Source organism: Sphingobium trunci, assembly GCF_022664535.1.
Classification (GTDB): Bacteria; Pseudomonadota; Alphaproteobacteria; order Sphingomonadales; family Sphingomonadaceae; genus Sphingobium.
On sequence record NZ_JAKUJY010000021.1, the window covers coordinates 1 to 19,990 of the forward strand.

Sequence of the window (19,990 nt, forward strand, 5' to 3'; positions counted from 1 at the left end):
GGCGATTTGAGGAGATGCCGTTTGAAGGCGATCGAGCGTTTTCCCAATCTGGTGACCATGTTCTTCGCCCGGGCCAGAGCCATGGGCGATGCGCCCTTCCTCTGGCGCAAGACGGCGGGCCAATGGCAGTCGCTCAGTTGGACGGACGTGGCGCACCAGGTCGCCTCGCTCGCCAGCGCGCTCCAGGCGCAGGGGCTGAAACCGGGCGATCCGGTCATGCTGGTCAGCGAGAACCGGCCGGAATTCTGCATCGCCGACCTGGCGATCATGGCGGCGGGCTGCGTCACCGTGCCGACCTACACCACCAACACCACCCGCGATCACCAGCATATCCTGACAGACAGCGGCGCCCGCGCCGTCATCGTCTCCACCGCCAAGCTGGCACAGAATCTGATGCCCGCCGTGCTGCGGTCGCAGGCGAGCTTCGTCGTTGGCATGGAACCGTTGCGCGGCACGCAGGGCCATGTCGACTGCCACCTCTGGAGCGACCTGATCGCCCATCATCCCACCGATATCGACGCCTGCGCCGCCAGCCAGACCGCGCAGCGGGAGGATCTGGCCTGCATCATCTACACCAGCGGCACCGGTGGGGCGCCGCGCGGGGTGATGCAGCATCATGGCTCCATCCTCTGCAATATCGAGGGTGCCGGGCGGCTGGTCGAGGAGGATTTCGGCTGGGACGAGGAGGTTTTCCTCTCCTTCCTTCCCCTGTCCCACGCCTATGAGCATAGCGGCGGCCAGTTCCTGCCGATCATGCTGGCCGGGCAGATCTATTATGCCGAGGGGCTGGAAAAGCTTGCCAGCAATATAGAAGAAACGCGGCCGACGATCATGGTCGTCGTGCCCCGCCTGTTCGAGGTGCTGCGCACCCGCATCATCAAGTCGATCGAGAAACAGGGCAAATTCCCCGCCTATCTGCTGGGGCAGGCGCAGCGCATCGCGACGAAGGAGCAGGGGGGGCGCAAATCGCTGATCGACCTGCCGATGAAGGCGCTGCTGGCGCGCACGCTCAAGCCGAAGATCGCGGCCCGCTTCGGCGGCCGGATGAAGGCGCTGGTATCGGGCGGCGCGCCGCTCAATCCGGATGTGGGGCTGTTCTTCGATGCGATGGGGCTGACCCTGCTGCAAGGCTATGGCCAGACCGAAGCCGGGCCGGTGGTGAGCTGCAACCGACCCCGCGCGGGCATCGCCATGGACACGGTCGGCCCGCCGCTCGACGGGGTGGAGGTGAAGATCGCGGAGGATGGCGAAATCCTCGTCCGCGGCGAACTGGTCATGCACGGCTATTGGCGCAATCCCGCCGAAACCGAAAAGGCGCTGCAAAATGGCTGGCTGCACACCGGCGACATTGGCGAGATCGATGCGCGTGGCCGCATCCGCATCACCGACCGCAAGAAGGACCTGATCGTCAATGACAAGGGCGACAATGTCTCGCCCCAGAAGGTCGAAGGGATGCTGACGCTCCAGCCGGAAATCGGGCAGGCCATGGTCCATGGCGACCGCCGCCCGCATCTGGTCGGACTGTTGGTGCCCGATGCCGAATGGACCCGCGAATGGGCCGAGGCGCAGGGCCGGGCGGTGAACGGAATCGAAGGCGACGGCGCTTATCAGGCGGCGCTGCGCGCGGCGGTCGACCGGGTGAATGACGAGCTTTCCGTGATCGAACGGGTGCGGCGGTTCATCCTGGCCGACGAACCCTTCACCATCGACAATGGCGAGATGACCCCGTCGATGAAGATCCGCCGCCATGTCATCCGCGCCCGCTATCAGGACCGGCTGGACGCGCTCTACAAGGGCTGAAGCCTATTTGGCCGGCGCGCGATAGGGCGTGAAATCGCCGAGCGCGCAATTGCCCGTCACGATTCCGCTGGTCAGGTCAGCGCTGGTCGCCATGTCGCCGCGGCAATATTGCGAGCCCCAGGTCCTGATGATCAGCGTGTCGCCCCGCGCCAGGCCCGAACAGCTGCCGATCAGGTCGTTGCGATAGACCAGCCGCCTGCTGACCCGGTAGAGCAGCACATTGCCGCTGATCGCGGTCAGATTGGCCTGGGGTTCGCGATTGACGCAGCTCATCTTCTCGCCCGCGACCTTGCCGGCGAGCGCCTGTTCCAGTTCGCTGGTCTGTTTTTCCGTCAGCTTGGGCGGCTCATAGCTGCCCGAACAGCCCGCCAGCAGCAGCGGAGCCAGAAACACCCATGCGCGCATGACACCTCTCCTCATCGGCCCCACTGAAAAGACGCTCGAAAGCCTCAAAATCCGTCACGCCGCATCCTTCGCCGCGCGGCGCTCCGCCAGTTGCGCCACATCGCGGGAGCGCATGAAGACATTGGTGGCCCGCTCCAGCCCGATGGTGGTCGGCACGGTCGGTTCGCCCCGCCCGCGCGCCGCATCCACTTCCGCCATGCGCGCCCGCAGCGCGGCATTGTCCGGTTCCACCGTCAGCGCGAACCGGCCGTTCGATTGGGTATATTCATGCGCGCAATAGACCGCCGTATCGTCCGGCAAGGCCGCGAAACGCTGCATATTGGCGTACATCTGCGCGGGCGTCCCCTCGAACAGACGGCCGCAACCCATGGCGAACAGCGTGTCGCCGACGAACAGGATGCGATCCTCCGCCAGATGATAGGCGATATGGCCGGCCGTATGAGCGGGCACCTCCAGCACGATGGCCTCATGCCCGCCGATGCGGACGCCGTCGCCTTCCCGTACCTGGCAGTCCAGCGTGCCGATCTTCCCCGCTTCCGCCGCCGGGCCAGTGATGGTGCAGCCCGTCGCGGCCCTGATCGCCGCATTGCCGCCCACATGATCGCCGTGCCAATGGGTGTTCCAGATCTGGCCGATCGTCCAGCCCCGCGCCGCCGCTGCCTCCAGCACCGGATCGGCCACGGCGGGATCGACCGCGACCGTCTCGCCGCTGACGGCGTCGTGCAGCAGCCAGACATAATTGTCGTTGAGGACGGGGATGCGGACCACCTCCAGCATCGCGCTCACCACACGCCTGTGTTGGGCATGGACGCCCAGGGTTCGGCGGGTTCGAGACGCCCGTCCTGCAACAGCTCGATCGAGATATTGTCGGGCGTGCGGATGAAGGCCATGTGCCCGTCGCGCGGCGGCCGGTTGATCGTGACTCCCGCATCCATCAGCCGCTGACAGGTTTCGTAGATATTCTCCACCTGATAGGCGAGATGGCCGAAATTGCGCCCGCCGCCATAGACTTCGGGCGGGGTGCCGTCCTCGGCGGGCCAGTTATAGGTCAGCTCGACCTGCGCCGCCTCGTCGCCCGGTGCCGCCAGGAAGACCAGCGTGAAGCGGCCCTGCTCGCTGTCGATCCGTTTCTGCTCCTCCAGCCCCAGCAGTTTGAAGAAGGCGACGGTCTGGTCGACATCGGTCACGCGGATCATGGTGTGCAGATATTTGGGCAATGGATCGCTCCGTTCGTCGCCATAAAGCAACGGTTCATCTCATGTGTGGCAGGAACCTCCCCAAGATAAGGTGCGCAGGCCCCGGAAGGAAGGGGCGAGATCGAACGGGGGATATCCATGGCGCCGACCTGTCATGACAAAGTGCTGCTGGGCTGCGCCGGTCTGCTGGCGGCCGGGATCGTCAGCGTCGGCTATCTGCTGGGCGACGGGCTGAAGTGGGCGAGGGCGGCATCAAGAGCGCGACCCAGGGCTATTTCTCGATCGACCCGCGCGACGGCGAGGCGGACGGCGCCAGCGACACGCCCTATAAGAAGGTACGCGTCGTCACGACCATCGACTTCTATCTGAACTGACGCCGGAAAAGCGCGGGGGACCGGGGGCAAATCCCCCCCGATCAGCGCCAGCCCCGCTGCCCTCCGCGCCGCTATCGGCCTGAAATCTCAGATCTTGCCATATTTGGCTTCGAACCCGGCGATATCACCGGCGGCGAGATATCTGGCCTGATCGACCCACTGGTCGCGCACCGGACGGCCCTTGAAATTGCCCAGCCGGGCATCGATGGCGGCAATATCGGTTTCGCTCCATCCGGCGATCTGCGCATAGCGGGTGACGCCCAGTTCGATCAGCAGCATGTTGAGCTTGGGACCGACGCCCTTGAGCTTCAGCAGATCATCAGCCTCCTCCACGGGTGCCGCGACGGCAGGAGAAGCCGGGATCGGTCCGGGCGCGGGCGGCGCCATGACGGGTTCCGGGGCGACAGCTGCCGGCTCGGGCACCAGCGGCTCCCGCGCCACCGGCGCCACCGGCGCCACCGTCGGAGCGGCAACCGGAGCAGCCACCGGCTTCACCTCTGCGGGTGCGGGGGGTTCGGCAGGCTTGCTGCGTCCCGACAGCAGGAAGACGATGCCGATGATGACCAGCAGCGCGATCAGCAGCCACAGGCCATAGTCCATGAAAAATTCTTGCATCGATCGTCCCTCCCTGACTGACTTTGCCTTATTTAAGGGCGCTTAACCGCGGGCGGCAAGGGGGGTCAGCGCGCAGCTTCCTCGCGCGCGACCTCGCGCCAGCCGATATCGCGGCGGCAAAAGCCGGTGGGGAAGGCGATGGCATCGACTGCCCGATAGGCCGCCTCCTGCGCTGCCTTCACGGTTTCGCCCGTCGCCGTGACGTTCAACACGCGGCCTCCGTTGGCGACGATCACGCCGTCCTTCTCCGCCGTACCGGCATGGAAAACCCGCGCGCCCGTGGCTTGCGCCGCATCGATGCCGGTGATCGCGCCGCCCTTTTCGGGCGTGCCGGGATAGCCGTTCGCGGCCATGACGATGGTGAGCGCGGTGCGCTCCGCCAGCTCCACCGGCCCCTGGTCGGCAAGCCTGCCCTGCGCCACCGCCAGCAGCAGTTCGACCAGATCGCCGTCGAACCGCATCATCAGCACCTGGCATTCGGGATCGCCGAAGCGGGCATTATATTCGATCAGCTTCGGCCCCTCGTCGGTCAGCATCAGCCCGGCATAGAGCACGCCCGAATAGGGCATGCCCTCGGCGGCCAGCGTCTCGACGGTCGGGCGGATGATCTTTTCGATGACCTCCGCTTCCAGTTCGGGTGTCAGCACGCGGGCGGGACTATAGGCGCCCATGCCGCCGGTATTGGGTCCGGTGTCGCCGTCGCCGACCCGCTTATGGTCCTGCGCCGATCCGAAGGGCAGGATGGCGCTGCCGTCGGTGAGCGCGAAGAAGCTCGCTTCCTCGCCCGTCATATACTCTTCCAGCACCACTTCGGCGCCCGCCGCGCCGAACGCGCCGGAGAACATGTCCTCGATCGCCTCGACCGCCAGTTCGCGGGTTTCGGCGATGATGACGCCCTTGCCCGCCGCGAGGCCATCGGCCTTGATGACGACCGGCAGGCCGAAATCGTCGAGCGCGGCCAAGGCGCCGTCCTTGCTGGACAGCCGCTCATAGGCGGCGGTGGGAATGTTCGCGCGCTTGCACAGATCCTTGGTGAAGCCCTTGGACCCTTCCAGTTGCGCCGCCTTCTTGCCGGGGCCGAAGACCGGATAGCCCTTCACCCGCAGATTGTCGGCCAGGCCGTCGACCAGCGGCGCTTCGGGGCCGATCACCACCAGGCCGATCGAATGGCGCAGGCAGAAATCGACGACGGCGCGATGATCCGTGGCATCAAGGTCGACCAACGTCGCATGCTGGGCTATGCCGGGGTTGCCCGGCGCGGCATAGAGGGTGGTGAGGGCAGGCGATTGCGCCAGCTTCCACGACAGCGCATGTTCGCGGCCGCCGCCGCCCAACAGAAGGATGTTCATTTCGCCCATGTCCCCGGAATATGAAGCTGGTTTCGACGTGTCGGGGCGCCTGTTAGCCGAGGAACGCTCAGGGGACAACGCGCCGCCGCTTTCGGTGAGCGAATTGTCGGCCCTGCTGAAGCGCACGGTCGAGGACCGTTTCGGCCATGTGCGCATCCGCGGCGAGATTTCGGGGTTCAAGCGGGCGGCGTCGGGCCATCTATACCTTTGCCTCAAGGATGACAGCGCCGTGATCGACGGCGTGATGTGGAAGGGCGGGGCGGCCCGCCTGCCCTTCGCGCCGCAGGACGGGGTGGAGGTGGTCGCCACCGGCAAGCTCACCACCTATCCCGGCCGGTCCAAATATCAGATCGTGATCGATCGGATGGAACTGGCGGGCGAAGGCGCGCTGATGGCGCTGCTCGAAAAATTGAAGCAGAAGCTGGCGGGGGAGGGGCTGTTCGAGTCGACACGCAAGCGCCGACTGCCCTTCATGCCGCGCGTGATCGGCGTCGTGACCTCGCCCACCGGGGCGGTGATCCGCGACATTCTCCACCGTCTGGAGGACCGCTGCCCGACGCAGGTGCTGCTCTGGCCGGTGCTGGTGCAGGGGCAGGGCGCGGCGGAGCAGATCGCCCGCGCGGTGCGGGGATTCAGTGCGATGCAGCCTGGCGGTCCCTTGCCCCGGCCCGATCTGGTGATCGTGGCGCGGGGCGGCGGCTCGATCGAGGATCTGTGGAGCTTCAACGAGGAAATCGTCGTCCGGGCCGTGGCCGAATGTTCGATCCCGATCATCTCCGCCGTGGGGCATGAAACGGACACGACGCTGTGCGACTATGCCGCCGACATGCGGGCGCCGACCCCCACCGCCGCCGCCGAAATGGCGGTGCCGGTGCGTGCCGAACTGATGGCGATGCTGACCGAGCAGGGGCTGCGCATGGAACGCGCGGTGCGGCGCGGAGCATCGCAGGCGCGCGAACGGCTGGACATGCAGGCGCGGCTGATGCCGACCCCCGACACGTTGCTCGCACCGCAGCGGCAGCGGCTGGACCAGCTCTCCGACGGGCTGGCGGGCGGCCTGCGCCACCGGTTGGCCGATGCCCGCGCCCATCTGGGGCAGGCGGGCGGGGCGCTGCGCCCGGCGCTGTTGCAGCACTATGTCAGCCGCGCGAAGGAACGGGTCGACCGGCTCCGCCTGCGGCCCGAAGCGCTGGCCCGCGCCTATCGCGACCGGGCGACGGCCTTCGACCGGGTGTCGCGCCTGTTCGCCTCGGTCAATCCCGACCTACCGCTGGAGCGTGGCTTCGCCAGGGTCATGGCGGGCGACCGGCTGGTGAAGTCGGTGGCCGAGGCGCGCGGCGCGGGCGTGGTCAGCCTCCACTTCAGGGACGGCGCGGTGGACGCCGCCATCGACGGTCCGGCAAGTGACGGTTCGGCATCGGCCGCGCCCCTTGAGAAGCCCTCCGCTCAAGCTATATCGACTCCATCCCGTGCGCCGCGCAAACCGCGCGAGCCGCATCGGGACGGGCAACAGGACCTGTTTTCCTGATGTCCGCGGAAATGCCGTCAAGAAAGGCCGTATGATCCCATGCTGATGTCCAACCGCGATCGCCCGGCCCGGCTGCATTATATGGCCTACAGCTTCCGCGTGCTGCAGGCGGGCGACCATGTCGTCTGCGCCGTCAGCGGCCGGAGGATTCCGCTGGAGGATCTGCGCTACTGGAGCATCGCGCGGCAGGAGCCCTATGCCAGCGCCGAGATTTCCGCCCAGGCCGAACTGAAGGCGCGCGGCCTGTAGATGAAGCCCTGGATCGCGGCCCTCGCCCTGGCGATGGCGGGCGCGACGGCTGCGCCCTCGGCCACGCCCCCGCCCGTCGAAATCGCGCTGAACGGCACCCCCACGCAAGGCGGCACATTGCTGGGCACGGCGCCCCGTGGCACGGTCGACCTGCGCTTCAACGACCAGCCCGTGCCCGTCGATGCCGACGGCCGCTTCCTGATCGCGTTCGACCGCGACGCGGGGCCGCAGGCGCGCCTGACGGCTAGGCTCGCCGACGGGCGCCTGATCGATCGCCCGCTGACCGTCGCCCCGCGCGCGTGGCGGATCGAGCGGGTCGACACCCCCCTGCGCCCGACGAAGGACAGCGAAGCCTTCCTCGCCCTGCGCAAGCCCGAACTTGAACAGATCGCCGCTGCCCGCGACAAGGTCACGGATGCGCAGGGCTGGCGCCAGCGCTTCATCTGGCCGCGCACCGGTCGCATTTCCGGTCTGTTCGGATCGCAACGCCTCTATCAGGGCCAGCCGGGCGCCTATCATGGCGGCGTGGATGTCGCCGGTGCGACCGGCGAGCCGGTGGTCGCGCCTGCCGACGGCGTGGTGATCCTGGCCGCCGATCATCCCTTCACGCTGGAGGGCAATCTGCTGATGATCGACCATGGTCATGGTCTCAACAGCGCCTTCCTGCACCTGTCGCGGATCGACGTGATTCCCGGCCAACATGTGATTCAGGGGCAGCGGATCGGCGCGATCGGTGCCACCGGACGGGCGACCGGACCGCATCTCCATTGGGGAATGAAGTGGAATGACGCGCGGATCGACCCGCTGCTGCTGGCCGGACCCATGCCGGCGAATTGAATTTTTATTACCGGGAACTATTATTTTCTTCGTTCGTTTCCGCGCCCCGAAATCGAATATTTTCCCCGGAAAACCGCGCTTGCAACAAAGTTGTTACACAGTCGTTTAACTGCATGTAACGGCTTTGTGGCATAATTGCTACAGTTTCTATCAAATCCGATTTTTGTCCTCTGACACTGCTTTACACCCATAAAACGACTGAGCAGAGTGCCGCGCAGTACGTGTGAAGAGGGTTTGCTGTCGGGCTCCTTCGCCCTCTTCACGCGTCAAAAAACAAGCGCGCGGAGCTATGCCGCGTTACTCCAGAGCAAGGGACTGGATTGTGAAAAACACTTCGAATAACGCGTGGCTGCGCGGAAGCGCGGCGCTGCAGGCGCTTGCATTGGCGGGCGCCGGTTTTGCTGCTTTCTCCACTCCTGCCTTCGCGCAGAACGCGGCTCAGGGCGCCAGCGCCGATGAAGGTGATGTCATTGTCGTCACCGGGTCGCTGATCCGCCGCACCGATGCGGAAACGCCCTCGCCGGTCACGACCGTCTCGGTCGAAGACCTGGACAAGCGCGGTATCAGCACGGTGCAGGACGGCTTGCAGCGCCTGGCATCCAATAATGGTCCGGCGCTGACCAACAGCTTCTCGGCCAACGGCGCCTTCGCGGCGGGTGCATCGGCGGTATCGCTGCGTGGCTTGTCGACCAATTCGACCCTGGTGCTGTTCGATGGCATGCGCGCTGCCTATTATCCGCTGTCGGACGATGGCACGCGTAACTTCGTCGATCTCAATACCATCCCGGATGACATCATCGAGCGCGTGGAAGTCGTGCGCGACGGCGCATCGTCCAACTATGGTGCGGACGCGATCGCCGGCGTTGTCAACATCATCACCAAGAAGAACTTCAAGGGTGTGGCCGGCCGCGCCGAAACCGGCATTTCCAGCCGTGGCGATGGTGCGCAATACCGCCTGTCGCTGACCGCCGGCACGGGCGACATCGACGATAATGGCTATAACGCCTATATCAGCGGCTTCTATGTCAACAGCCAGCAGCTCAAGAACAGCCAGCGGCGTTATCCATACAACAGCAACGACTTCCGCAACATCTGCAACAACGGCGTCTGCGGCGCGAACAATACCGTCGATGGGCTGGACGGAAACGGAGAGTATCCGGCCTTCAGTCCGGTCGTAACCAACACGGGCAGCACGCTCTTCGTGCGTCCCGCCAGCGCGCTCGACGGCACGCAGAACGGCCGTTATCAGATGCTGAATCCGGCGGCCGGCTGCCATCTGAGCACGCCCTACAATCTGACTGCCGCGGACCTCGCCGCCAATCCTTCTGCGCCGACCACGGTCTGCAATGAGGATCTGGTCAAGAATTACGGTATCATCAACCCGGATATCGAACGCTATGGCCTGTCGGCCAAGTTCACGGCCCGTATCGGCGATTCGAGCGAAGCCTATGCGGAATTCAACTTCCTGCAGACCAAGGTCGCCTATGACGGCTTGCCCAGCACGATCCGTGGCAATGCGCCGGCGCCCTATTATTTCCCCCGCTACAGCACCTCGGGTAATGTTGCCTATTATGGCAACGATACCATCCTGCAACTGCCTGTCTATGTCTGCCCGCGTGGCACGACCGTGGCCTGCACCGCGGCGAACGGCACGCTGAACCCCAACAATCCGTTCGCGGCGCAGGGGGAAAATGCGGCCATCATCGGTCGTTTGCCCAACTCCATCGAGCATGACGAATCGCGCACCCGCGCCTATCGTGGCGCTTTCGGCATCAAGGGGCCGATCAACGACAACTGGAACTACCAGGTCGATGCAACGGCGATGCACATCGACTTGCGCCGCAAGTCTGACGGCTATGTGTATATCCAGCACCTGCTGGACGTGATTGCCGATGGCAGCTTCAACTTCGTCAATCCGGCGGCCAACAGCCAGGCGACGCTGAACTATCTGATGCCCACGGCCATCGCGACGTCGACCTCGGATCTGGTCCAGACGCAGGCGACCGTGACCGGCAAGCTCATGGACCTGCCGGGCGGTCCGCTCCAGCTCGCCGCGGGTGTATCCTTCCGTTACGAAGCGATCGACTCGCCCAGCATCAATTCGGACTTCAATGGCGGGACCGAGCGCTATTATCGCCTGAACGGCTTTGCCGTGAAGGGCGACCGCCGGGTCTATTCGGCCTTCGCGGAACTTAGCGCGCCGATCATCGACCAACTCGAGATCGACGCTGCCGGCCGTTACGACCGCTATTCCGGCGGTCTTGACAATTTCTCGCCGAAGGTCGGTGTGAAGATCAAGCCGGTCAAGCAGGTCCTGCTGCGTGGCACCTATTCGCGTGGTTTCCGCATCCCCAGCTTCGGTGAAGCGAATGCCACATTCCCGACGACCGGCTATGTGTCCAACACGCAGAATTTGTTCAACGACACCTATCTGTCGCAATATGGTTGCACGGTCGCCACGTTCAGCAGCTGCCCGGCCTATATCCGCTCGGGCACCTATGGACAGACCTCGCTTGCCAATCCGCAGCTGAAGCCTGAAAAATCGCGCAGCTTCACGGCTGGCATTCTGGTTGAGCCGATGCGGGGCGTGTCCCTCTCCGTCGATTATTATAATATCAAGAAGACGGGCGCGATCACGACCCCCGACTATTCGCCGGCTCTGATCGCTTATTATCAGGGTCAGCCGATCCCGGCGGGTTATACCGTGATCGAGGACGTGCCCATTGCGCCGGGCGACACCCGCACGCCGCGCGTCGCCTTCGTCCAGGCACCCTTCATCAACGCCAATACGATCAAGACGGAAGGCCTGGATTTCGAGTTCAATGTCGATCGTCCGGTCACCGACAGCATTCGTTGGAGCAGTTCGCTGCAGGCCAGCTACATCATCCGCCTGGAAACGGAGTTTCCCGATGGCACGGTGCAGCGCTATGATGGCACGCTGGGCAACTTCAACCTGACCGCCGGTTCGGGCACGCCGAAATGGCATGGCACCTGGCTCAACACGGTGGACTTCGGAAAGTTCGCGCTGAGCGGCACGGTCAACTTCTTCGGTGGCTATGATCTGTCCGCTATGGACCAGGGCACGGGCTACAAGGATTGCGGCCTGGATGACGGTTCGCTGCCGTGCCGGGTGAAGGATTACATCACCTTCGACCTGAATGCCCAGGTCAAGGTCAACGACAACTTCACCTTTTATGCCAATGTCCTGAACCTGTTCGACCGGTTGCCGCCGATCGACACGGTTACCTATGGTGCGAACGCCTATAACCCCGTTCAGGGTGGGTCGGGCATCCTGGGCCGTTATTTCAGCGTTGGCGTGAAGGCCAAATATTGATCCCCACGGATCAAGACTGAACAGAAGAAGGGGCGCTTCCCATCGGAAGCGCCCCTTCTTGCATCGGATCGGAAAATCAACCCAAGCTGAGCCGCAACGCCCCATCCCCCTCATCGACCCGCACCGTCGATCCATCCGGCACCTCGCCGCGCAGGATCAGGTCGGCCAGCGGGTCCTGCAGATAGCGTTGCACCGCCCGTTTCAAGGGCCGCGCGCCATAGACCGGGTCATAGCCCACCCGCCCCAGCCAGGCCCGCGCGCCGTCGGTCAGGTCGAGCGTCACCTTGCGGTCCTTCAGCAGCTTGCCGATGCGCGCGACCTGGATGTCGACGATCGGGGCCATGTGCGCGGCGCCCAGCCGGTGGAACAGGATCACCTCGTCCAGGCGATTGAGGAATTCCGGCCGGAAATGCGCGCGGACGATGTCCATCACCTGATCCTCGACCTTCTCGACCGGCTCGTCGTCGGCGAGGGAGGCGATGAACTGGCTGCCCAGGTTCGACGTCAGCACGATGATCGTGTTGGTGAAGTCCACCGTGCGGCCCTGCCCATCGGTCAGGCGGCCATCGTCCAGCACCTGCAGCAGCACGTTGAACACGTCGCCATGCGCCTTTTCCACCTCGTCGAACAGCACCACCTGATAGGGGCGGCGGCGGACGGCTTCGGTCAGCACGCCGCCCTCCTCATAGCCGACATAGCCCGGAGGCGCGCCGATCAGCCGGGCGACGCTGTGCTTCTCCATGAACTCGCTCATGTCGATGCGCACCATCGCGCTGTCGTCGTCGAACAGGAAACCCGCCAGCGCCTTGGTCAGCTCGGTCTTGCCGACGCCGGTGGGGCCAAGGAACAGGAAGGAGCCGAGCGGCCGGTTCGGGTCCTGCAACCCCGCCCGCGAACGGCGCACGGCGGTCGACACGGCCTTCACTGCATCGGCCTGGCCGATGACCCGCTTGCCGAGTTCCGCTTCCATGGCGAGCAGCTTTTCGCGTTCGCCCTCCATCATCTTGTCGACGGGGATGCCGGTCCAGCGCGACACCACAGAGGCGATGTCCTCCGGCGTCACCTCCTCGCGCAGCATCGCGCCTTCCGAAGCGGTCTGCGCCTCGGCCAGCCTGCGCTCTAGCTCGGGGATGGTGCCATAGGCCAGCTCCCCCGCCTTGGCGAGATCGCCCGCCCGCTGCGCCTGATCCAGTTCGACCCGCGCGGCATCGAGCTGCTCCTTCAGCCTGCTCTCGCCCGCGATCTTGTCCTTTTCCGCCTGCCAGCGCTGCGTCAGTTCAGCCGACTGCTGTTCAAGGTTCGCCAGATCCTCCTCCAGCGCGGCCAGACGGTCGGCCGACGCCTTGTCCGTTTCCTTCTTCAGCGCCTCCCGCTCGATCTTGAGCTGGATGATGCGGCGGTCGAGCGTCTCGATCTCCTCGGGCTTGCTCTCCACCTCCATGCGCAGGCGCGACGCGGCCTCGTCCATCAGGTCGATCGCCTTGTCGGGCAGGAAACGGTCGGTGATGTAGCGGTTGGAGAGGGTCGCCGCCGACACGATCGCGCCGTCGGTGATCCGCACGCCATGGTGCAGCTCATATTTTTCCTTCAGGCCGCGCAGGATGGAGATGGTGTCCTCCACCGTCGGCTCGCCCACGAAGACCGGCTGGAACCGCCGCTGCAACGCAGGGTCCTTCTCGACATATTTGCGATATTCGTCGAGCGTGGTCGCACCGATGCAGTGCAGCTCGCCGCGTGCCAGCGCAGGCTTCAGCAGATTGCCCGCGTCCATCGCGCCTTCCGACTTGCCCGCGCCGATCAGCGTGTGCATCTCGTCGATGAAGAGGACGATCTGGCCTTCCGCGCCCTTCACCTCGTCCAGCACGCCCTTCAGCCGCTCCTCGAACTCGCCGCGATATTTGGCGCCCGCGATCAGCGACCCCATGTCGAGCGCCATCAGCGTGCGGTCCTTCAGCGTATCGGGCACGTCGCCATTGGCGATGCGTAGCGCGAGGCCCTCGGCGATGGCGGTCTTGCCGACGCCGGGGTCGCCGATCAGCACGGGGTTGTTCTTGGTCCGGCGCGCGAGGATCTGGATGGTGCGGCGGATTTCCTCGTCGCGGCCGATGACGGGATCGAGCTTGCCTGCCCGCGCCGCTTCGGTGAGATCGCGGGCGAATTTCTTGAGTGCGTCATAGCGATCCTCCGCGCCCGCCGTGTCGGCAGTACGGCCGCCGCGCAGATTGTTGATCGCGGCGTTGAGCGCTTCGGCCTTCACGCCCGCGGCCGCCAGCGCCTTGCCCGCCGCCGTGGTGGTGGCAAGGGTCAGCGCCAGCAGCAGCCGTTCGACGGTGACGAAGCTGTCGCCCGCCTTGGTCGCGACCTGTTCGGCGGAATCGAGCACGCGCACGGCGTCATTGTCGAGGCCAGGGCTCTGCTGCGCGCCGCTGCCGGACACGGAGGGAACCTTGGCCAGCGCCGCATCGGTTTCGCGCAGCGCCACGGCGGGATCGCCGCCCGCCGCCTTGATGAGGCCGGACGCCATGCCCTGCTGGTCTTCCAGCAGCGCCTTCAACAGATGCTCCGGGCTGATGCGCTGGTGGCTCATCCGGATCGCGACGGTCTGCGCCGACTGGAGAAAGCCCTTGGCGCGGTCAGTGAATTTTTCGAGGTTCATCATGTTCCCCTTCGTGAGACAGTCACGATGTAGTGTTGCTCAAAAGCCACACAAGAGGCGCTACGCAAATATCCCTAATGCAGTCAATTCGCCGGATCGCTCATGGTTTCACGGCTTTCGGCGCATCCGGCGCAAAGGCATCCCCGAAAAAATCCCCCTTATACCAGCGCGGCGCTTCCGGCTCCTCGGCAATCTCGCGGGCGATGGCGTAATTGACCTTCGCGAATTTGGCGGCCGCCTCCCAATGGAAGGGCAGGCTCATCTGGTCGGAGGGCTGATGATAGTCGGTCTTCAGGAAATGCTCGAACGCCTGCTTTCCCGGTCCGGCGAACCCCGTCATCAGAAACACTGCGGGCACCCCTTCCTGCACGAAGCGATAATGGTCGGACCGGGTAAACAGCCCCTCGGCGGGCAGCGGGTCGGGGGACAGGGCAATGCCTTCCGCTTTCGCGGCCTTCTCGACGATGGGGCCAAGGGTCGAATGTTCGGCCCCGAAGGCGATCAGGTCCTGGAAATCATAGGTCAGGATCGGCATGTCGAGATTGACCACGCCGACCAGCTTTGCCCCGGCCGGCAGTACCGGATTTCGGGCGAGATATTGCGATCCCAGCAGCCCGTCTTCTTCCCCCGTCACCGCCGCGAACAGGATGGAGCGCTTCGGGCGGCTCCCGCTTTCGGCAAAGGCCTTCGCCACCGCCAGCATGGTCGCCACGCCGGAGGCATTGTCCATCGCACCATTATAGATTTTATCCGGTCCCCTGGCGCTTTCCCTGATCCCCAGATGGTCGAGATGCGCCATCAGCAGCACATATTCCTTTGCCAATGCCGGGTCTGAACCGGGCAGCACCGCCAGCACGTTCCGGCTGGGCGCCGTGGCGACGCTGCTGGAGCGATCAAGCTGCACCATGGGTTTCAGCGCAAAGCCCCTGGGCTGCCCGCCCGGTTTCGCCGCCTGCGCTCGGATCATGGCAAGGCTTTTGCCCGATCCGGCGAGCAACGCTTCGGCGGCGGCGGCATTGGCATAGGCGGTGCCGCGGATGCCGGGCGTGCGGACATAGGGCTGGCCCTCCTTGTCGAGCCAGCTCACGGCGGGGGACTGCGCCCGTTCGCGCAGCTTTTCCCAGGGCGTGCGGGCGAGAAAGGCGTCGCTCGGAATGGTGATGAGGCCGATCGCACCCGCCTCCTGCGCGGCGAGCGATTTCTCGGCGGCGAGATGCGCGCCGATCTCGCTTGGCATGCCCGCGGGCGATCCGGCGAGGGCGACCGCGAACTTGCCGCGCAGGTTGAGGCCGGCATAGTCGTTGATCTTCTCACGGTCCGACTTCAGCCCATAGCCGACGAATACCGCCTGTCCCGACAGGCTCTGCTTCAACTCGCGGCCGAAGGCGCCGATGGCGACGTCATCGGTGAAGCGCCTGCCCCCGATGGTGAGCGAGGGGATCGAGTCCGGGTCGAGCCGCGCGACCGCCAGCGTCACCGGCTGATACCAGCTATCGGACACGGCCTGCTTCAGGCCCAGCATTTCGAACCGCGCGGCGACATAGCGGGCGGCGATGTCATAGCCGCGCGTGCCTGCGTCGCGCCCCTCCAGCAGATCGTCGGCCAGGAAGCCGATATCGGCGCGGATCTCCTCGCCGGTGATGGCGGGGGCCGTTTCGGCCGAAGCGGAGTGGGGGGCGGTGAGGGCAAGGACAAGGAAAGAGGCGAATGCGAAGGGACGAAGGCGCATCAGGCTCAGGAAACCTCTCTTCATGGTTGGGCATCGAGCCTATCGCGCGGCGCCGAACTGTCCAGCGGAAAGCGTATTGCGAGTCTAAAACGCCCCGCTATGCTGCCCGTCGATCCATGTCCTTGCTCGAGGCGCTCATGACCCTTTCTCTCCTTTCCCGCCGGGCGGCCCTGATGCTCGGCCTGTCCTCGCTCGCGCTGACGCCGACGACGCACGCGATGGCGGCCCCGGCAGCGGGCGTGGCCGCGCCTGCGCCCCTCTCCAGCCTCGTGGCGGCGGTGAACATTCCCTATGAGGAATTCACGCTGAAAAACGGCCTGCGCGTCATCGTCCATACCGACCGCAAGGCGCCGGTGGTGGCCGTGTCGGTCTGGTATCATGTCGGGTCGCGCTTCGAACCTGCGGGCAAGACGGGTTTCGCCCATCTGTTCGAACATCTGATGTTCTACGGTTCGGAAAATGCCGACGGTCCCTTCTTCGGGCGGCTGGAGGATATCGGCGCGACCGACTGGAACGGCACGACCTGGTTCGACCGCACCAATTATTTCGAGACGGTGCCGACCGGCGCGCTCGATCGGGCGCTGTTCCTGGAGTCCGACCGGATGGGGCATCTGCTCGGCGCCGTGACCCAGACCAAGCTCGATACCCAGCGCGGCGTCGTGCAGAATGAAAAGCGCATGGGCGAGAATGAGCCTTACGGCCTGGTCGAATATGCGCAGCTTGCCGCCATGCTGCCGGAGGGGCACCCCTATCGCCACTCGACCATCGGCTCCATGGCCGACCTGAACGCCGCCAGCCTGGCCGACGTGCAGAACTGGTTCAAGACCCATTATGGTCCCAACAATGCCGTGCTGGTGCTGGCGGGCGACATCGACGTGCCGACGGCCAGGGCCAAGGCCGAGAAATGGTTCGGCAATATCGCCGCCGGGCCGGCGCCCCAGGACGTCGATGCGACGGTGCCGACGCTCGACAAGGATGTCGAGAAGGTGATGCACGACAATGTCGCGGCGACCCGGCTCTATCGCAACTGGATCGTGCCGGGGGTGAACTCCGGCGACCTGTCGCAGCTCGACCTGGCGCTGTCGGTGTTCGGCGGCCTCAAATCGTCGCGGCTGGAAAATATCCTCGTGCGGGAGGAAAAGGTCGCGGTCGGGGTGAAGGCCAGCATCCAGCCCTTCGAGAAGCTGAGCATCGCCGAAATCACCGTCGACGTGAAGCCGGGGCAGGATCCGGTCGCGGTCGGCAAGCGGCTGGACCAGCTGCTGGCGGACTATCTCGCCAAGGGCCCCACGGCGGACGAGGTGCAGCGCGCCGCGACGCAGCAGCTTTCGGGCACGATCGGCGGCCTGGAAAAGGTCGGCGGCTTCAACGGCAAGGCCGTGGCGCTGGCCGAAGGGGCGGTCTATTCCAACGATCCGGGCAAATATAAGAAGGATCTGGCGGAATATGCCGCCGCCACCCCGCAGTCGGTGAGCGAGGCCGCGCGCAAATGGCTGGGTCGGCCGGTATTCCGCCTGACCGTGGCGCCGGGCGAGCGTTCGGCGGAGGATAATGCGCTGGCCGGCAACGCCACCCATCATCCCGCCTATTTCCGCGATCCCAAGAAGCTGGCGCCAGTGGCCGCCACACCGCCGCCGCCCACGAAGATCGCGGAACCGGCGATCGATCCGGTCAAGGATCTGGAATTTCCGGCGGTGGAGCATGCGACGCTCAAGAACGGCATTCCGGTGGTCTTCGCCCGCCGCGCGACCGTGCCGGTGGTGCGGGTGTCGGTGTCGTTCGATGCGGGCAATGCCGCCGACGACAAGGCGAAGCTGGGCACGGCGGGACTAACCACGGCGTTGCTGGACGAAGGCACCACCACCCGCAGCTCGCTTCAGATCGCCGAGGAGCAGGAGCGTCTGGGCGCCTCCATCAGCGCGGGCAACGGCATGGATGCCACCAATGTCGGCCTCTATGCGCTGAAGCCCAATCTCGATGCCTCGCTGGGGCTGCTGGCCGACGTGATCCGCAATCCCGCCTTCGCGCCCAATGAGGTCGAGCGTCTGCGCGGCCAGGTGTTGACCCGGATCGCCGCTGAAAAGACCGAACCCATGCCCATCGCGCAGCGCCTGCTGCCGCCGCTGCTCTACGGGCAGGCGCATCCCTACGGCATTCCCTTCACCGGGTCGGGCACGACGACCGGCGTGAAGGCGGTGACGCGGGCCGATCTGGTGGCTTTCCACGACACCTGGCTGCGGCCCGACAATGCGACCATCTTCGTCACCGGCGATACGACGCTGGCCGATGTGATGCCGCTGCTCGAAAAGCGCTTCGGCGACTGGAAGGCGCCCAAGGTGGCGAAAGGCACCAAGCTGTTCCGCATGGACCGCATGATGCGCCCTGCGCGGATCGTCCTGGTCGACAAGCCGCAAAGCCCGCAATCGATGATCCTGGCCGGGCTGCTTACCAACAAGGCGGGGACCGACAATCCGGTGACCCTGATCACCGCCAATGAGGTGCTGGGCGGCAGCACGACCTCCCGCCTGATCATGGACCTGCGCGAAACCAAGGGCTGGGCCTATTATGCGGGAACCGGCCTGCCGGGGGTCAAGGAGACGATCCCGCTGCTGGTCTATGCTCCGGTGCAGACCGACAAGACCGGCGAATCCATCGCCGCCGCGCGCAAGGACATCACCGATTTTCTGACGACCAGGGGCACCACCGAGGTCGAGCGCAATCAGACGATCAACAGCCAGATATTGTCCCTGCCGGGCAGCTTCGAAACCTCCTCCGACCTGCTCGGCGCAATGATGCGCAACCGGATGCTCGGACGGCCGGATGATTATTATGCGACGCTGCCGGGCGTCTACCGTGCGATGACGGCCGCGGACCTCGACAAGGCGGCGCGCGAGGCGATCAATCCCGACCGGCTGATCTGGGTGGTCGTGGGCGATGCGAAGCTGGTGAAACCACAGCTTGACGCGGTCGGCCTTCCAGTGGAAATGGGGACATTGGCGGATTGACGCTAACGTAAAGGAGAAGACCTATGGCTTCGGTGGATGGTGCCTATGACTGCGTGGCGAAGACCCCGATGGGCGACCAGAACGGCGTGCTGACCGTCATCAGTTCGGGCGACAGCTTCCACGGCACCTTTGCCGGCATGATGGGTTCGCTCGACGTGGCGGAGGGCAAGGTCGACGGCAACAAGCTGAGTTGGAAGATGAACATGACCCTGCCCATGCCGATGACGCTGGAATGCGAGGCGGAGGTGAGCGGCGACAGCATCACCGGCACGATGCAACTGGGCGCATTCGGCGCCGCGGGCTTTTCGGGCACGCGCCGGGGCTGAAACCTTATGTTGCATGAGAAAAGGGCTGGGAGCGCGCTGCTCCCAGCCCTTTTGCTTGTCCTCGAACATCCGCCCGATCAGGAGGTGGAGAGGAGAAATGAATCCCTTTGATCCTGGATATTAGCTAGCTATCTAATCGAAATGTCCCGGTCCGAACACGCCCGCGCGCTGGCGCACAGGATGCCGCAGGTGGCGCGCCAGTGGCGACAACTCGCCGATCAGGTCCTGGCCGAGTTCGGCGTTTCGAACAGCGCCGGTTGGTGCCTGATCCATCTCGCGCGGCTCGGACCCGATGCACGGCAGGCGGATGTGGCGGAGGAACTGGGAATCACCCAGCCCTCGCTGGTGCGTACGCTGGACCAGTTGCAGGCAATGGGTCTGGTCGATCGCATCCCCAACCCCGATGACCGGCGATCGAACCGCGTCGCCCTCACGCCGGAGGGACGGAAGCTGGTGGGGCGGATCGAAACCAGCCTCACGGACTTGCAGCACGCGTTGCTGAACGGCGTGCCCGATGCCGCCATCGAGATTGCCGTCAATCTGCTCAACCTGCTGGGGCAGCGGATCACGGAGCGCCGAAGCTGAGC

The 19,990-nt window shown here is 65.2% G+C and carries 15 protein-coding genes and 1 pseudogene; 9 read left to right on the forward strand and 7 right to left on the reverse strand.

Annotated elements, in window-relative coordinates; translation table 11 throughout:
• Positions 1-21 precede the first annotated feature (21 nt).
• Positions 22-1,800, forward strand: coding sequence for an AMP-dependent synthetase/ligase (locus tag MJ601_RS16355; RefSeq protein WP_242128474.1), 1,779 nt, complete (start codon positions 22-24; stop codon positions 1,798-1,800).
• Between the two features lie 3 nt (positions 1,801-1,803).
• Here MJ601_RS16355 and MJ601_RS16360 read toward each other — a convergent pair whose 3' ends face one another.
• From MJ601_RS16360 to MJ601_RS16370, 3 genes are read right to left on the reverse strand one after another with little or no spacing between them, the layout of a single operon-like run.
• On the reverse strand, positions 1,804-2,205 hold the full coding sequence (locus MJ601_RS16360) for a hypothetical protein (protein WP_242128345.1): 402 nt from the start codon (positions 2,203-2,205) through the stop codon (positions 1,804-1,806).
• Positions 2,206-2,259: 54 nt separating this feature from the next.
• Positions 2,260-2,982: a hydroxyacylglutathione hydrolase gene (gloB, locus tag MJ601_RS16365; RefSeq protein WP_242128475.1), complete on the reverse strand. Its 723-nt coding sequence runs from the start codon at positions 2,980-2,982 to the stop codon at positions 2,260-2,262.
• 5 nt (positions 2,983-2,987) lie between these two features.
• Positions 2,988-3,422 (reverse strand): VOC family protein, encoded by a 435-nt coding sequence (locus MJ601_RS16370; RefSeq protein ID WP_242128477.1) that lies wholly within the window; start codon positions 3,420-3,422, stop codon positions 2,988-2,990.
• A gap of 224 nt (positions 3,423-3,646) precedes the next feature.
• On the opposite strand from MJ601_RS16370, the pseudogene MJ601_RS16375 reads away from it, so the two are divergent.
• Positions 3,647-3,775, forward strand: a pseudogene (locus MJ601_RS16375) (SIMPL domain-containing protein); the annotation flags it as partial.
• 87 nt (positions 3,776-3,862) lie between these two features.
• On the opposite strand, the gene MJ601_RS16380 reads toward MJ601_RS16375, so the two are convergent.
• A complete protein-coding gene (locus MJ601_RS16380) occupies positions 3,863-4,390 on the reverse strand; it encodes a helix-hairpin-helix domain-containing protein (protein WP_242128347.1) in 528 nt (175 codons plus the stop codon).
• 65 nt (positions 4,391-4,455) lie between these two features.
• A complete protein-coding gene (gene purD, locus MJ601_RS16385; RefSeq protein WP_242128349.1) occupies positions 4,456-5,739 on the reverse strand; it encodes a phosphoribosylamine--glycine ligase in 1,284 nt (427 codons plus the stop codon).
• Between the two features lie 7 nt (positions 5,740-5,746).
• Here purD and xseA point away from each other — a divergent pair, with 7 nt between their 5' ends.
• From xseA to MJ601_RS16405, 4 genes are all read left to right on the forward strand, one after another.
• Complete coding sequence (gene xseA / locus MJ601_RS16390) at positions 5,747-7,267, forward strand: exodeoxyribonuclease VII large subunit (RefSeq protein WP_242128351.1); 1,521 nt, start codon at positions 5,747-5,749, stop codon at positions 7,265-7,267.
• A 39-nt stretch (positions 7,268-7,306) separates the two neighbouring features.
• Positions 7,307-7,516, forward strand: a complete 210-nt coding sequence (locus MJ601_RS16395) for a DUF2093 domain-containing protein (protein WP_242128353.1) — start codon at positions 7,307-7,309, stop codon at positions 7,514-7,516.
• On the forward strand, positions 7,517-8,353 hold the full coding sequence (locus MJ601_RS16400) for a M23 family metallopeptidase (RefSeq protein ID WP_242128355.1): 837 nt from the start codon (positions 7,517-7,519) through the stop codon (positions 8,351-8,353).
• Positions 8,354-8,642: 289 nt separating this feature from the next.
• Positions 8,643-11,687, forward strand: coding sequence for a TonB-dependent receptor domain-containing protein (locus tag MJ601_RS16405; RefSeq protein WP_491572927.1), 3,045 nt, complete (start codon positions 8,643-8,645; stop codon positions 11,685-11,687).
• A 76-nt stretch (positions 11,688-11,763) separates the two neighbouring features.
• On the opposite strand, the gene clpB is transcribed toward MJ601_RS16405, so the two are convergent.
• Together clpB and MJ601_RS16415 are read right to left on the reverse strand one after the other, a co-directional pair.
• Positions 11,764-14,343, reverse strand: a complete 2,580-nt coding sequence (gene clpB, locus MJ601_RS16410; protein WP_242128359.1) for an ATP-dependent chaperone ClpB — start codon at positions 14,341-14,343, stop codon at positions 11,764-11,766.
• 100 nt (positions 14,344-14,443) lie between these two features.
• Positions 14,444-16,072 (reverse strand): M28 family metallopeptidase, encoded by a 1,629-nt coding sequence (locus MJ601_RS16415; RefSeq protein WP_348635594.1) that lies wholly within the window; start codon positions 16,070-16,072, stop codon positions 14,444-14,446.
• 137 nt (positions 16,073-16,209) lie between these two features.
• On the opposite strand from MJ601_RS16415, the gene MJ601_RS16420 reads away from it, so the two are divergent.
• The 3 genes from MJ601_RS16420 (at position 16,210) to MJ601_RS16430 (ending at position 19,988) form a co-directional block, all read left to right on the forward strand.
• Positions 16,210-19,077 (forward strand): M16 family metallopeptidase, encoded by a 2,868-nt coding sequence (locus MJ601_RS16420; protein WP_242128363.1) that lies wholly within the window; start codon positions 16,210-16,212, stop codon positions 19,075-19,077.
• A 23-nt stretch (positions 19,078-19,100) separates the two neighbouring features.
• Positions 19,101-19,403, forward strand: a complete 303-nt coding sequence (locus MJ601_RS16425; RefSeq protein ID WP_242128365.1) for a hypothetical protein — start codon at positions 19,101-19,103, stop codon at positions 19,401-19,403.
• Positions 19,404-19,544: 141 nt separating this feature from the next.
• Entirely contained in the window at positions 19,545-19,988 is a 444-nt protein-coding gene (locus MJ601_RS16430) for a MarR family winged helix-turn-helix transcriptional regulator (protein ID WP_242128366.1), read from the forward strand.
• Positions 19,989-19,990 lie beyond the last annotated feature (2 nt).